The organism is Prosthecobacter sp. (assembly GCF_044222345.1).
GTDB lineage: Bacteria > Verrucomicrobiota > Verrucomicrobiia > Verrucomicrobiales > Verrucomicrobiaceae > Prosthecobacter.
Genome location: NZ_JBGANL010000035.1, coordinates 53976 through 69323, shown reverse-complemented (window position 1 = coordinate 69323; position 15348 = coordinate 53976). Strand labels below are relative to the sequence as shown.

11 protein-coding genes and 1 pseudogene are annotated in these 15348 nt (G+C 59.1%); 11 read left to right on the top strand and 1 reads right to left on the bottom strand.

The window, feature by feature from the left end:
* The 6 genes and pseudogenes from ACILSL_RS18140 to mscL form a co-directional block, all read left to right on the top strand.
* Nucleotides 1-247 (top strand): annotated as a pseudogene (locus ACILSL_RS18140) (hypothetical protein); the annotation flags it as partial.
* Nucleotides 201-1688 carry a phenylacetate--CoA ligase family protein gene (locus ACILSL_RS18135; RefSeq protein WP_395733471.1) on the top strand — a complete coding sequence of 496 codons (1488 nt, stop codon included), beginning with the start codon at nt 201-203 and terminating at the stop codon, nt 1686-1688. The pseudogene ACILSL_RS18140 and the gene ACILSL_RS18135, both read left to right, overlap by 47 nt.
* A gap of 4 nt (nt 1689-1692) precedes the next feature.
* On the top strand, nt 1693-2964 hold the full coding sequence (locus tag ACILSL_RS18130; RefSeq protein WP_395733470.1) for a thiolase family protein: 1272 nt from the start codon (nt 1693-1695) through the stop codon (nt 2962-2964).
* A 35-nt stretch (nt 2965-2999) separates the two neighbouring features.
* A complete protein-coding gene (locus ACILSL_RS18125) occupies nt 3000-5024 on the top strand; it encodes a 3-hydroxyacyl-CoA dehydrogenase NAD-binding domain-containing protein (protein WP_395733469.1) in 2025 nt (674 codons plus the stop codon).
* A 24-nt stretch (nt 5025-5048) separates the two neighbouring features.
* A complete protein-coding gene (locus ACILSL_RS18120) occupies nt 5049-6905 on the top strand; it encodes an acyl-CoA dehydrogenase family protein (RefSeq protein WP_395733468.1) in 1857 nt (618 codons plus the stop codon).
* A gap of 91 nt (nt 6906-6996) precedes the next feature.
* On the top strand, nt 6997-7404 hold the full coding sequence (gene mscL, locus ACILSL_RS18115; protein WP_395733467.1) for a large conductance mechanosensitive channel protein MscL: 408 nt from the start codon (nt 6997-6999) through the stop codon (nt 7402-7404).
* A 3-nt stretch (nt 7405-7407) separates the two neighbouring features.
* Here the strand turns inward: mscL and dnaB are convergent, their stop codons facing one another.
* On the bottom strand, nt 7408-8919 hold the full coding sequence (gene dnaB / locus ACILSL_RS18110) for a replicative DNA helicase (protein ID WP_395733466.1): 1512 nt from the start codon (nt 8917-8919) through the stop codon (nt 7408-7410).
* Between the two features lie 264 nt (nt 8920-9183).
* Between dnaB and ACILSL_RS18105 the strand changes: the two genes are divergently transcribed.
* From ACILSL_RS18105 to aroA, 5 genes are all read left to right on the top strand, one after another.
* Nucleotides 9184-10899: a tetratricopeptide repeat protein gene (locus tag ACILSL_RS18105; RefSeq protein ID WP_395733465.1), complete on the top strand. Its 1716-nt coding sequence runs from the start codon at nt 9184-9186 to the stop codon at nt 10897-10899.
* 461 nt (nt 10900-11360) lie between these two features.
* Nucleotides 11361-12458 carry a DNA polymerase III subunit beta gene (gene dnaN, locus ACILSL_RS18100; protein WP_294402045.1) on the top strand — a complete coding sequence of 366 codons (1098 nt, stop codon included), beginning with the start codon at nt 11361-11363 and terminating at the stop codon, nt 12456-12458.
* A 28-nt stretch (nt 12459-12486) separates the two neighbouring features.
* Nucleotides 12487-12972 carry a hypothetical protein gene (locus tag ACILSL_RS18095; protein ID WP_395733464.1) on the top strand — a complete coding sequence of 162 codons (486 nt, stop codon included), beginning with the start codon at nt 12487-12489 and terminating at the stop codon, nt 12970-12972.
* Nucleotides 12973-13083: 111 nt separating this feature from the next.
* On the top strand, nt 13084-13947 hold the full coding sequence (locus ACILSL_RS18090; protein ID WP_395733463.1) for a prephenate dehydrogenase: 864 nt from the start codon (nt 13084-13086) through the stop codon (nt 13945-13947).
* Between the two features lie 5 nt (nt 13948-13952).
* Nucleotides 13953-15335, top strand: coding sequence for a 3-phosphoshikimate 1-carboxyvinyltransferase (gene aroA / locus ACILSL_RS18085; RefSeq protein WP_395733462.1), 1383 nt, complete (start codon nt 13953-13955; stop codon nt 15333-15335).
* Nucleotides 15336-15348: the final 13 nt, after the last annotated feature.

Sequence of the window (15348 nt, the reverse complement as noted above, 5' to 3'; positions counted from 1 at the left end):
TGCGCAGCTCCATCTCATCAAAAAAGAGGAAGCCGCTGCTGATGTGGTCATCCACCCGCATTTTGCCACCTCGACGTGGCATGATTACGAGAATTTTGAGCAGTATCTGCAGGCAGGCCGCGACGCTGCAACCGCCGCTTTGCCTGCCATCCGTGCTTTGCTTCGGACCGAAACCAACCTCAACCGGGAGACAATCAGCCATGAAATTGCTCCATCACACACCCGAATGGAACTCCACGCCGCATGAAGAATGGCGGGACTGGCAGCTCAAGCAGCTGCGTGAGTACCTGCAGCGCCGCGTGATTCCCTTCAGCGCGCATTACCACCGCGTTTTTGAAGAGCACGACATCCAGCCGCTCGACATCAAATCATTCGACGACTGGAGCCATGTGCCATTCACTTCGAAGAAGGATCTCGCCAACCCACGTGACTTTGTGCTGGTTCCGGATGAGGCAGTTCTCCGCCGTGAACCCGGGATGATTTGCACCGCGCTGCTGCAGGGGCGTGCTGCGGCAAAAGCGCGCGCCGAGGCCGAATTTCGCCCCATTCTGCTCACCAGCACCACGGGCCGTTCGTCGGACCCCGTGCCGTTTCTCTACACCAAGCAGGATCTGCACAATCTCGACATCAGCGGCAGCCGCTTGATGCTCGCAGGGCGCTCGCAGCGGGATTTCAAGCACATCAATCTCTTTCCCTATGCGCCACATCTGGCCTTCTGGCTGGCGCATCATGCGGGGCTGGGGTTTGGCACTTTTATGCTGAGCACCGGTGGCGGCAAGACCCTCGGCACCGATGGCAACATCAGGCTGATCGACAAGATCCAGCCCGATATCCTCATCGGCATGCCCACCTTCATTTATCATGTGCTGCGTGAGGCCTATGAAACCGGCAGGCAGTGGCCTGATTTGAAGCGCCTCGTCCTCGGCGGTGAAAAAGTCGCCGATGGCCTGCGTGCCCGCCTGCGCGATCTTGCCACCCAGCTAGGCAGCCCCGATGCGCACGTCATGGCCACCTATGGCTTCACCGAAGCCAAAATGGCCTTCCCTGAATGCGTCGGTCAATCCCATGAGGCCAGCGGCTACCACCTGAGTCCGGATCTTGGACTCGTCGAACTGATCAATCCTGAAACGGGAAAGGTCGTCCCCGATGGCCAGCCCGGTGAGATCGTTTTCACGCCGCTCAATGCACGTGGCACCGTTGTGCTGCGCTATCGTACGGGTGACATCGCCGAAGGCGGCATGACCTGGGAAAAATGCCCCAACTGCGGACGCACCTGCCCGCGCCTGCTCGGTCCCATCTCACGCGTCAGCGAAGTGCGCGAGCTGCATGTGGACAAGCTGAAAGGCACGCTGGTGAACTTCAACCTGCTCGAGCATCTGCTGGATGATCAAAAAGGCATCGCCGCCTGGCAGATCGAACTGCGCAAGCGCTATGACGATCCCCTCGAAATGGATGAGGTGCATCTGCACCTCACGGCTGAACCCGGTGTGCGCGAATCCGAACTCGAACTCGCCGTGTCCCGGCGCTTTCATGAAGCCACGGAGATCACACCCAATGGACTTCATTTCCATCCCATGGCCGAACTTCGCGATCAGCTCGGCATCGGACGCCTCCTGAAGGAGGAAAAAATTGTCGATCACCGCCCCAAAGCCCAACCCGCCGCAAACCATGTGGCACTCAGCTCCTAACGCCATGAAAACTCCCTCACTCGTCATAGTTGGCGCCGCCCGCACGCCCTTCTCCCGCGCCGGCACCGATCTTGCGCATCTCGATGCAGTCGAACTGGGCCGTCACGCGGTTGCAGCACTGCTCACCCGCACGGGTATTGATCCGATGCTGGTGGATGAAACCATCCTCGGCTGTGTCGGCCAGCCGCCAGAGGCGATGAACATCGCCCGCGTCATCGCATTGCGCGCAGGATTGCCGGAGTCGAAGCCCGCCATGACCGTGCATCGCAACTGCGCCTCCGGCCTGGAGGCGCTCACCCTCGCGCACGCAAAGATGTGCGCAGGCCAGGGCGAGGTCTTCGTGGTCGGTGGCACCGAAAGCATGAGCAACATGCCGTTCTATTTCTCAAGGCCTGCCGTTGAAAAATTCACCGCCATGAACCGTGCACGGGATTTCACCGGTCGCGCCAAAGCCGCGCTGCATTTCCGCCCGTCTGACTTTGCCCCCGTCATCGGTCTGAAGCTCGGCCTGACGGACCCCGTTTCGAGCTTGAACATGGGGCAGACTGCGGAGGTGCTCTCGCGTGAGTTTGGCATCACCCGCGACATGCAGGATGCTTTTGCCATGCGCAGCCACCTTTGCGCCACGCGGGCGAATCACCTGCTCAACCAGGAAATCGCGCCCGTCTTCGGTCACAACCTCGTCGCGACTGACAACGGCATCCGTGCCGACTCCAGCCTCGAAAAGCTCGGCAAACTCAAGCCGCTCTTCGATACGGTCACCGGCACAGTGACAGCAGGTAACTCCAGCCAGATCACCGATGGTGCTGTGGCCCTGCTCGTTGCCACGGAGGAAGCGGCTGCTGCACACAACTGGAAGCCGCTGGGGCGCCTCGTCAGCTATGCGGCAACCGGTTGTGATCCTGCACGCATGGGCCTGGGCCCGGTGCGCGCGCTGGATGCCGCACTTCATCGCAGCGGCTGGAAACTGGATGAAACTGACGTCTTTGAAATCAACGAGGCCTTTGCCGCCCAAGTGCTCGCCGTCATGAAATGCCTTGCCGACCCTGCCAGCGCCCGCCGCGCCGGATTGGAAGCTCCGCTGGGTGAAGTCGATCCCGCGAAGATCAATGCCTGCGGCGGTGCCATCGCTCTGGGCCATCCCGTTGGAGCCACCGGTGCGCGCCTCGTTCAGACGGCGCTCAATCAACTGCATGCCAGCGATGGCAAACGCGCCGTGGTCAGCCTTTGCGTGGGAGGGGGGCAGGGGATGACGGCCTGCCTCGAAGCATTATGAATTTAAAGCAGAACATTCTCATCCAACTCAAAGCCATGAAAACTTTCCTCAACTCCCCCTCAATCATCCACGATCCACCACACGTGCTGGAGGACATCATCCATGGTCACCCAATGCCGCCGAAGCATTTCCGGTTCGACGTCGATTTTGACGGAATCGGCTGGGTCACTTTTGACTCCCCCAAATCCTCCGTGAATGTCTGGAATGAAGAGACTCTCCGAGAGTTCAATCATCTGCTTGAAACCATTGAGCATGACACCCGTGTCAAAGCCTTGGTTTTGCGCAGCGCGAAAGAGCGCATCTTTATCGCAGGTGCCGACATCAAGGCCATTCGCAGCATGCAGCATGTCCGGGTGAATGATCTCATCTGGCTCGGACAGGCCGTGTTCGACCGCCTGGCCCGATTGAAGGTGCCAAAGATCGCCGCGATTCACGGCGCCTGCATGGGCGGCGGATTTGAAGTGACTCTCGCCTGCGACTGGCGGATCGCCAGCGATAGCGACAGCACCAAGATCGGCCTGCCAGAAACCCAGCTCGGCATCCTGCCTGCCTGGGGCGGTTCCACGCGGCTGTCACGTCTTGTTGGCGTTCGCAAAGCTCTCGATCTCATCACTACCGGCAAGTTGCTCAACGCCACTGCCGCGAAACGTGCAGGACTTGTCAGCCACGTGGTGCCAGCGGAGCGTCTTGAGACACTGGCACGTCGCCTTGCACGTGAAAAACGCCCGGGGCTGCGGTTCCGGTTTGAAAATGTGTTCTCTCCGATCATCGGCTACCTGGCGAAACGCAAGGTGCTCGAAAAGACACGCGGGCTTTATCCTTCGGTCACCAAGGCCGTCGAGGTCGTGACGCATGCAGTTCATGGCGAGATTGAGAAAGGTTTGCAACTTGAGCGCAACGCGGTGGCCGAACTGATCGATTCGGCCCGGTTGATCGATCTTTTTTTCAAGCGTGAAGAAGCCAGCAAGCATCCTGCCAGCGGTGGCACGGCGCTGCCCATCCACGATGCCAACGTCATCGGTGCGGGCGTGATGGGGGCTGGAATTGCGCATATCTTAGCTTCGCGTGGCATCCGTGTGCTAATGACGGACGTCACCAACGACAGCCTCGCGCGTGGACTGGAACGGATTCATGGCCTCGTTTCAGATGCCACGCGCCGAAGGCTGGTGACCAAGGTTCAGGCGCGGGACACGCTGGACCGCATCAGCACGACGCATGTGCCGGTACCGCTGAACAGGCACCATCTTGTGATCGAGGCTGCAACGGAGAGCATGGAATTGAAAAAGAAGATCTTCGCGGACCTGGCCGCACGTGTCTCGGCGGACACCATTCTGGCCACGAACACGAGCGCGTTGTCTGTGTCGGATCTCGCAAAAACGGTGCCCAATCCGGAGCGTGTGATCGGCCTGCATTTCTTCAATCCGGTGCATCGCATGCCGCTGGTGGAGATCATCACGCTGCCGGAAACTTCGCCGGACGTGCTGGCCACGGCGGTTAGTTTTGTGCAGAAGCTGGGCAAGACGCCTGTGGTCGTCAAAGACAGCCCGGGATTCCTGGTGAACCGCATTTTGGTGCCTTATCTGATGGAGGCGGTGAGATTGCATGAAAACGGTATTCCGGTGAAGGACCTCGACGAGGCGATGCTGGAGTTTGGCATGCCGATGGGGCCGATGCGCCTGCTGGATGAAATTGGTCTCGACGTGGCCTCGCATGTGGCCAAGACACTTTCCAATGCTTTCCCGGACCGGTTTCCGCATACCGACGCCCTCGACAAGATGGTGGCTGCGGGTCACCTCGGCAAGAAAACGGGGCAGGGCTTCTACCGCTATGAGAACGGCAAGGAGATCTTGCCTGCGACTCATTTCGATCTGCCGAGACATGAGAGCATCCAGACCAATCTTGCGCTGCTCATCAGCCAGGAGGCGATGCGCTGTCTCAAGGAGGGCATCGCCCGCAATGCGGATGACATTGATCTGGCCATGGTGCTGGGCACCGGCTACCCGCCATTCCGTGGCGGCCCCATCACTTTCGCCCGGGATACGGGCATCATTGATTATTGAAACCCTCAACTGGAGAACCAAGCCATGAAAACTACTCTGGAAGAAACCAAGTCCGAAGCCAGGACGCAGATCGACACCTCCCGCATGAATGCGGGGCAGCGAGCCGCACTTGAAATGGCGGAAGCCGCGCGTGATGAACGACGCAACACCGGAATCGCCGCCGGCCTCTTTTTTGGCGAGCCTGATTTTGGCAAACTGCTGCCCTTTCCAAAACAAAGCGGGGAAGATCACGATCAGGGAGATGCGTTTCTGCACCGGCTTGAGCGGGTGCTGGATCTCTATGCGGACCCCGATGAGATTGATGCGAAGGGTGAGATTCCTGACATGCTGCTGAGCGAGCTGGCGCGGATTGGCGCCTTTGGCATCAAGATCCCTGTGAGATATGGCGGCTTGGGTCTTTCGCAGACGAATTATTCGCGGGCGGCCATGCTGCTGGGCAGTCGTTGTGGCAATCTCGCGGCGCTGCTGTCTGCGCATCAGTCCATTGGTGCGCCGCAGCCGCTGATTTTGTTTGGCACCGAGGAGCAGAAGGCCAAATACCTGCCGCGCTGTGCCAAAGGTGAGATCAGCGCCTTTGCACTGACGGAAAATGAAGTGGGGTCCGATCCGGCGCGGATGAAAACGATCGCCAGACTCGACGCGGATGGCGAGAGCTACATCCTCAACGGGGAGAAACTGTGGTGCACCAATGGCACGAAGGCCGGCTTGATTGTGGTGATGGCCAAAACACCGACGGCAGAGAAGCCGAATGCCACCACGGCATTCATCGTCGAAACAACCTGGCCTGGTGTGGAGATCCTGCACCGTTGCCGGTTCATGGGCCTCAAGGCGCTCTACAACGGGGTCATTCATTTCGACAACGTGAGAGTGCCGGTGGCGAATGTTTTGGGTGGTGTCGGCCGCGGCCTCAAGGTGGCGCTGACAACGCTGAACACGGGGCGCATCACGCTGCCCGCCGCATGCACCGGCTTGGCGCAGCGCTGCCTCGACATCAGCAAACGGTGGGCACGCTCGCGTGAGCAGTGGGGGCAGCCGATTGGCCGCCACGCCGCGATCGCGGACAAACTCAGCCGCATGGCTGCGGATACTTTCGCGATGGAAAGCATTGTGCGCTATGTCTCGGCGATGGTGGATCGTGACAAGCATGCCGATGTCCGCCTGGAGGCCGCGATCGGCAAGCTGTGGGGCAGCGAAAAGTCCTGGCGCATCATGGACGACACGATGCAGATGCGTGGTGGTCGTGGATTTGAAACCGCCGCTTCGCTGAAAGCGCGCGGGGACGTGCCCGAACCCGTGGAACGACTGTTCCGCGACTCACGCATCAACACGATCTTTGAAGGCAGCAGCGAGATCATGCGGCTGTTTATTGCGCGTGAGGCGCTGGAACCGCATCTCAACCTTGGAGCAGATGCGGTGAATCCGACGCTGCCGTGGAAGGTGCGTGCGAAGGCCGCCGTGCGTGCCGCTGGATTTTATGCCACCTGGTACCCGCTGAAATGGCTGCCGCTGGGGGCGGGAGACGCGAGGGATTTGCTGCATCCATCCCTGCAGCTCGAGCTTGATGCCATTGCCCGGCAGAGCCGGGTGCTGGCGCGGCGGCTGTTCCTGGCGATGGCGCTGAACGGCCCGAAGCTTGAAAAGCGGCAGGTCCTGCTGGGCCATTTTGTCGATGTGGGGGCCGAGTTGTTTGTGTGGGGCTGCACGCTGGCGCATGCCCAGAGCAAAGTGAACGATTCATCCATGACCGAGGTGGAAATCGACAAGCTGGTGAGGCTGGTGCGCTTTTTCGGCAAGATGACGCGTGAGCGCATCGCCAGCAGCTACCGGCACCTCAAGGAGAACCTTGATGCCGAGAGCTGGAGGGTCGCGCAGGAAGTGTGAATGCATTTTGTGCTGGCCTCGCACCCGGTGATGGGGTTAGAACGTGACCGGTTCTTAGAACCGGTCACATTCACTTCACCCTTCCCACGCCATGCTCAAAGAATTCAAAGCGTTTATCCTCAAGGGCAACGTCGTCGATCTCTCCACCGGTGTCATCATTGGCGCTGCTTTTGGCACCATTGTCACTGCTTTCACCAAAGGCATCATCGAGCCCATTCTGAAAGCCATTGGCGGCAATCCGAATGTCTCGCTGGGCATCAAGATCGGTCAGTTTACCAATGAAAAAGGAGAGGTGATCCCGAACATGCTCGACATCGGCATGATCATCAATGCGATCATTGGCTTCCTGATCACGGCGGCGGTCATCTTTTTTGTCATCGTCAAGCCGGTGAACACCCTTTTGGCCAGGATGAAAAAGGCTGAGGATGCGGCACCTCCGCCTCCCCCGGCAGCCGACATTGTGCTGCTGACGGAGATCCGCGATTTGCTGAAGAAGTAAGCTTTACGGCGACTCGGGTTCTTCGAAGCGTTCGACGAAGCGCATGGCGTGGTCGATGAAGCGGAGGAGGACGTCGTCGGTGGGACCGTTGCGGTTTTTGGCGAGGATGAGCATGGCCTCGCCTTTTTTCTTTTCCTCGGCTTCTTCGTCTTCGACTTCCATTTTCGCGCCGGCGTAGTCGGAGCGGGTGAGGAGACCGACCATGTCGGCGTCCTGTTCGATGGAACCGGACTCACGCAAGTCGGAGAGGACGGGGCGCTGGCCTTTGCGGGATTCGACGGCGCGGTTGAGCTGGGCAAGGACGATGACCGGGACGTTCAGCTCCTTGGCGAGGCCCTTGATGCCGGCGGAAATTTCGGCGATTTCGATCTGACGATTGTCCTTGGCGCGGCGGCTCTGGGAGGTGACGAGCTGAAGATAATCGATCATGATCATCTGGATGCCGTGCTGCTTTTTGAGGCGGCGTGATTTGGCGCGCATCTCCATGATGTCGAGACCGGGGGTTTCATCGATGAAGATCTGGGCCTTTTGCAGATCACGGGTGGCTTTGGCGAGGGCGTCCTGCTGGGCGCGGGAGAGCAGGCCGCGGGAGAGGTCCTGCATGCTGAGGCGTGCGCGGGAGACGAGGAGACGACGAACGAGCATGGTGGCGCTCATTTCCAGGCTGAACACGGCGCAGGGGGTGTTGCAGTCCACGGCGATGTGCTCGACGACGTTCATCGCGAAAGAGGTTTTACCCATGGAAGGACGTGCGGCGATGACGAACATTTCACCGCCCTGGAGGCCGGAGCTCATCTGATCGAGCTTGCTGTAGCCGGTGGAGAGGCCGCGGAGCTGGCCGGGATGCTCGAGCATGTACTGGATGCTGTCGATGGCATCCATGACGTGGGTGGAGAGGGTCTTGATGCCCTCCTTGGCGCCGACGGATTCACGCACTGCGAGGATGCGCTGCTCGGCGCGGTCCATGAGCGTGTCGATGTTTTCATCCATCTGCTCTTTTCCATGCTCGTACGAGTGATGGATGTTCAGCGAGCTGGCGTGGATGAGCTCACGCAGGATGTGCTTATCGAGAACGATCTTCTTATAATAAGGGAAGTGCGAGGGGATCGGAACGAAGGCGAAGAGTTCCGAGATGGCGGCTGCGCCACCGACTTTGTCGAGGAGGTTTTGCTCACGCAGGGCATGGGTGAGGGTGACGGGATCGATGGGGAGGTTCTTGTCGTAAAACTCGAGGAGCTTTTCGTAGATGGTGCGATTGGCGTCGTGATAAAAGGCCAGGGCAGGGAGATTGACGCGGCAGTCGCTGAGGCGTTCGAGAGGATCCTGCAGCAGGCAGGAGAGGACGCCTTTTTCGGCCTCGTCGCTGAAGGGGAGGGCGCGATTGAAGGAGGCGAGAAGCTCTTCTGCGGAGGGGACTTCGTTGCGCTTTTTGAAATTCTCCCGCTTTTTTGCAGGCTCGGCACCACCGTTTTGAGGTGTGTCTGATGTCGCGGTGGGAGTGGAATTTTCGGCCATGGTGGACGTTCAGGATGGAGGGCTGCGGATTTGCGTCAATGACGCGCTCAATGGCGATGAGGCCGGATTTTGTCTGTTTTGGGATGATTTCGGTCGTTTTGGAAAAACCGCGTCAACGACACCCCCTCAGAAATTTGTGTGTGAGATTTTGTGCACCCCAATAATATACTTTTATCAAAAGCTTGATGTGTCTGTGGTTCCTGGTGAAAAATGAACATGTCCGGAACGACCGGATCAAACGCCCCTTCAAAATCACAACCACCTATGTTACTTACAGCACTCAAACTTAAACTCGCGGCTCTGGTCGCGGTCGCTGGCATCGACACTGCCGAAATGCCAGGAGCATCCAAAGAGTTCACGGACATCCTCACGGCCCTGAAGGCTGACCAGGACAAAGTTCAGGCGAATCCCGGCGCTGGCCCGGACGTCAACAAGTCCTTCAATGACGCCGTCGCGAAAGTGCGCGAACTGGCGCAGAAGGATGACAAGGACGCCATCTATGCTCTTGCCCATTGGGGAGTGCTCAGCGGTGCGAACATCAATGAAGTCGCCGCTCTGTTCCGCAAGGCCGCCGACAAAGGACAGATCCTCGCCAAATCCGAACTCGCCCAGGTGCTGATGCAGGCTGGTGCGCAGAATCCGGATGCCGTGAAGGAAGCGATCAAGCTGATCAAGGAAGCTGAAGCCGCCGACAACAAAGTTTCCCGCCGCATGCTGGCCCAGCTGCACCTGCAAGGCGTGACCGAAGGTGAAAAGGGTCTTGTGGTGGTGGAGAAGAGCCCAGCGAAAGCCAAGGAGCTTCTGGAAAAAGGTGAGAAGGCCCAGGACGGCGAAGCCACCCTCGGCCTGGCACAGATCTACTCCGCCGGAGTGGAAGGAATTCCCCAGGATCAGAAGAAGGCGCTCGAGTACCTCATCGAAGCCGGCAAGCAGGGCAGCGCAGTGGCCCTGAGCACCTATGGTGCCCGTCTTCTGAATGGTGATCCAGACACGAAGGAAAGCCCTAAGCTGGTGCAGAAGGATGTGCCTGCCGCCCTGAAGATGTTTGAAGAAGCCGCTGGCAAAGGACTTGCTGCTGCGAACCGCATTCTCGGCCAGATCTATGAAAACGGAGTCGGCGTCGATGGCGCTGATGTGAAGCAGGACGTGACCAAGGCGTTTGATTACTACACCAAGGCCGCCAACGGCAACGACCCCCAGGCACTTTTCCGCCTCGGCAATGCCTTCGAAACCGGCATCATCAAGGACCCTAAAGGCAAGCGTGACGACAAGGACAACATCCTGATCCAGCCAAATCCAAAGAGCGCCCTCGACCTCTATCGTCTGGCCGCCCAGAACAACCTGGCCGAAGCCTTCTACAACGTTGGCGTGTATTATGAAACCGGCACGGTGGTGGACAAAGATCCTGCCAAGGCATTCACCTTCCTGATGAAGGCATCCACGGCCGGCATCGCCCAGGCCATGAACCGTCTTGCCGGCCTCTATGCCAACGGGACCGGAGTCGCTCAGGACGTGGTGGCAGCCGCAGGCTGGTATCAGCGCGCCGCAGACATGGGCTTTGCCCCTGCGCAGATCGCTCTTGGCATCCTCTATGAACAGGGTGCAGGCGTGCGTCAGAGCCGCATGGTGGCCGCAGGCCTCTATGCTGATGCTGCCCAGCAGGGCGTGGCCTTGGCCATGCTTCGCCTGGCCAACCTGTATGCCGTCGGTGTGGTTCCCGGCACTCCAGAGCTTCCCCGTGCCTGGGCTTATGCCAATCAGGCTGATGAAGCCGCCAAGAAGAGCGGTAACAAAGCTGACATGGATGTCACCGCCAACGTGATCAAGCAGCTGGAAGGCAAGATGAAGCCTGAAGAAGTCACCGAAGCGAAAAAGATCTTTGAAAAGCTGCCGAAGCCCCAGGCGGGTGCAGCTGCGGCGGCCCCAACCGTGCAGGACGCCGCCCCCACCAAAGCTGGTGATGCGAAGAAGAAGAAATAAATAAAGCACTTGTCAAAGCAGAGCTCTTTGCTAGTCTCCGGCTCCCAAATCAGGGGAGCCGGTTTTACAATTCCGGGCGTTAGCTCAGTTGGTAGAGCGCCTGCATGGCATGCAGGAGGTCAGCGGTTCGAACCCGCTATGCTCCACCAAACCCTGTGCAGTTGAACTGCGGGTGATCATTTAACTGCCTTCAGGCAAAGCCAACGATTGAAGGCTGAGATTCGCATGTGATGCAAACAGAGGATTGACGAGCTTTCAAAGCGACTCGTAGTTCAGGCAGCACCGCCCCAAGCAGTTTGGCAGGGTAAAATCGGTCTGAACATCCCCTTCACGAAGAAAATGAAATGCGCCACGAAAGTGAAGGAACTCAGATTGCAGTTAGACACCCGGATTTTTCCGCTCAATATCCTTGCCGTTTCATCTGGGTTTGTTAACAAATCGACCCACAGCAGGCATTTTATATGAAGTTTACCATCAGCAAAGAATCCTTCCTGGACGCCATCAACCAGGTTCAGCATGTGGTCAGTTCGCGTACCACACTCGCCATTCTCTCCAATGTGCTGCTCAAAGCGAAGGATGGAAGACTTGAACTGACGACCACCGACCTTGATGTCGGCGTGACTTGTTCAGTGCCCGCCGAAGTGGATGAGCCTGGAGCCACCACCCTTCCGGCACGCCGTCTGGCCACGATCGTGCGGGAGCTGCCTTCGGAGGAAATTGAGGTCAAGGTCGATGAGAAAAACGTCGCCTCGATCCGCAGTGGTCCGAGTTATTTCAAAGTGCTGGGTCTGACGAGCGAGGAATTTCCGGCGCTGCCGCGTTTCGATGATGCGCGTGAGTTCCGCATCGAGCAGCAGGTGCTGCGTGACTGCCTGCGCAAGACCAGCTACGCGATCTCCACGGATGAAACGCGCTACGTGCTCAATGGCATTCTCTTTGCCTTCAAGGACAACGCGCTGACGATGGTGGCTACGGACGGCCGCCGCCTGGCGATGGTGGAGCAGGAACTGGAGTTTCCGCAAAGCCAGGAGATCGACATCATTGTGCCTACGAAGGCTGTGAACGAGCTTTCGCGGCTGCTGGGAGATTCTGGCGAAGTGGCCATTCGTGTCACTGGTTCACAGGTTGGTTTTGATCTGGGCGAGAGCCTGCTGGTGAGCAAACTCATCGACGGGAATTACCCAAACTACCGCCAGGTCATTCCTGGTGAGTCCAAGGAGCGCATTCCGCTGGAGAGGGAAGCCTTTCTCCGGGCTATCTCACGCGTGTCCCTGCTGGTCACCGAAAAATCGAACTCGATCAAATTCATCTTCACGCCCGGCAGCGTGGAAATCGTAGCGACGTCTCCGGATGTCGGGGAAGCGCGTGAAACGGTGGCCATCAACTACAAGGGGGCCTCGATCACGATTGCGTTCAATCCAGAATTTGCGATGGCCCCGCTGCGGAATCTGAGCGCTGATGAAGTGCATCTGCACCTCATTGATGAAATCAGTCCGGGGGTGCTGCGCAGCGGCACGAATTTCCTGTATGTGCTGATGCCCATGCGCGTGAATGCCTGATCCTGTCTTTTCTTCCATCCCACACGCCATGAAACGAACTCTGCAGGCCTTTTTGCTGATCGTGACCGCCACCAGCTTCACCGCATGCGATGGCCCGAATCCGCCTCCGCCCCCTGGTGGGCGTGGAGGACGTGGTCGTTCCTTGGATGTCCCTCCCCGCTATGGAGTGCCGCAGGAGCAGACGCAGTATTTTGACGGGGTCGATCTGGCCAATCCGAGTGCAGCGGCGGTTCAGACTCCTGCGCCCAACGCGCCTGTAACGGGTGACAATGTGACCCCTCCTCCGACGAACGAAAACACGTCGGCCCCGCCACCCGTGTCTGTGACGCCTCCCGGCAGCACGCCGCCCCCTGCTGCGCCTGCGGAGATCCCCTACGCCACCCGAATCACCGGCAAGCCGGGCTTTGTGAAAAGCCCGTTTGATCCGAATGGCCAGGCCATTGACGTGCGTGACTTCCAGTCCGGTCAAAAGGCACGCTGCCCTTACACGGGCAAAATTTTCCGTGTGCCCTGATTTTTGAGCCGCCCGCTTCTTCTCCTGACTTAGGGGGGCGTCGATTTTTGCCGAGGTTTTACTGAGCCGTGTCTGCGGCTTTTTTGGATTTGTCCGGTTTCCCACCCTTTTGTGTCCGTCGAACGTTCCATCGCCATCTTCAGTCCCGGTCTGCTAGGCGGATCACTGGCCAAAACGATCCAGCAGCGCATGCCTGGCCTGGAGGTTCGTATCTGGGCGAGACGCGACGAGGCGGTGGAGGAGGTCCGGCAGGTGCTTCCCGGGGTGATCGCCAGCCAGGACATTCAGGAGGTGATACGGGGTGCATCCATCGCAGTGCTGTGCATGCCGATCCAGTATATGCCGGGCATTGCGCGGCAGATCGCCGGATGCGAATTGCCGGATGATTTGATCGTCACGGACGTGGGCAGCGTGAAAGGCGGAGTGGTCGGAGAATTGGAGGCCCTTTTCATGCCTACCAAGGCAGCCTTTCTGGGCAGCCATCCCATGGCAGGCTCCCAGCGCACCGGCCTGGTGAACGCACGGGGGGATCTGTTTCACCAAGCGGCCTGCATTCTGACGCCGACCGCACACACGAAGCCTGAACATCTGGGCAGATTGCGCACTTTTTGGGTCAAGCTGGGCTGTCGCATCCAGGAAATGACGCCGCAGCAGCATGATCACTGTGTGGCGCGCATTTCGCACCTGCCGCACAGCATGGCAGTGCTGACGACGCTGGCGGCCCTCAGCCAGGATACCCGGGTGCTGGACAGTTCCGCCGGAGGATTTCGTGACACCACGCGTGTGGCCGGAGGTGACCCGGACATGTGGGCGGGGATTCTGATGCAAAACCGCACGGAGGTGATGGCCGCCCTGCAAGATGCTTCGTCTGTGATGAGAGAGCTTCTTGAAATGCTGCAGAGCATGGACGAAGTAGCCCTCCGCCGATTTCTCGCGCAGGCCAAAGCCCTGCGCGACCTCCTTCCGGCGGTCTGAAGATCATGGCCAGCCTCAAGTCGAAGAAACTCAAAAGCATTCCCGCCGAAATCACCGTCCCTGGTGACAAAAGCATCTCCCACCGTTCCGCGATGTTTGCCGGACTCGCGAAGGGCACCACCATCATTGAAGGCTTCCTGCCCAGCGAGGACTGTCTGTGCACCGTGCATGCCATGCAGGCGCTGGGCGCCACCATGGAGCCCCTGGAGGAAGTGGAAGGTGTGGGTCTCGTCAAACTGGCGATCACTGGCAACGGCATGAAACTGAAGGCACCGGAAAAGCCGGTCGATTGCGGGAACTCAGGCACCACGATTCGCCTGCTCTCCGGCATCCTTGCGGGGCAGGACTTTAAAACTGAGCTGTTTGGCGATGCCTCGCTCTCGAAGCGGCCGATGAAGCGTGTCGCAGACCCTCTTGGCCAGATGGGCGCGATGATCACGGGGCAGGGGGAGAAAATCTGTGCTCCGCTGACCATTCAGGGCGCTCCCTTGAAATCCATCTACTACAAGCTGCCTGTGGCGAGCGCCCAGGTGAAAAGCGCCATCCTGCTGGCTGGGCTCTTTGCTGCGGGCAAGACGACGGTGGTGGAGCCGGTGGCAACGCGCAACCACACCGAGCGACTGTTCACGCACTTTGGCATCAAATGGCTGCGTGAAGACGATTGTGTGAGTGTCTATGGAGGCCAGGAACCGCAGGCCAAGGACATCGTGGTGCCAGGCGACATTTCCAGTGCAGCGTTTTGGATGGTCGCCGCTGCGGCCACGCCGGGGGCGCAGATCACGCTTAACAATGTGGGGCTGAATCCGACGCGCACGGGCGTCATCAATGTTCTTTTGCGCATGGGGGCTCTGGTCACCAGTTCGGAAACGCACTCCGACGGCGAGCCGCGCGGAAACATCACGGTGCGCGGTGGTGATTTGAACGCCACGGTCATCGGTGGGGCGGAGATTCCCAATGTCATCGACGAACTGCCCATTCTGGCAGTGGCGGCTGCGCTGGCCCGTGGCAAGACGCTGATCCGTGACGCTTCCGAACTGCGGGTGAAGGAGACGGACCGCATCGCTGCCGTGGCTTCGAATTTGCGCCTGATGGGAGTCACTGTCACCGAGCATCCGGATGGGATGGAGATCGAAGGGGGAGCCCAGCTGCAGGGGGCCACGCTGCCTTGCTATGGAGACCACCGCATTGCCATGGCCTTTTTGGTTGCGGGCATGTTTGCAGAGGGCACCACCACGCTTGAAGGGGCAGAGTGCATTTCGACCTCCTATCCGGGGTTTGAGCGCCACCTCGATCTCTTTCTGAATGGGGACGATGGTGAGCGGCCGATTCCGGTCATGTCCGCCATTCCTCAACCGCTGGTGGATAAAATGAATCGTGACAAATCATGAGCGTGGCGCATTC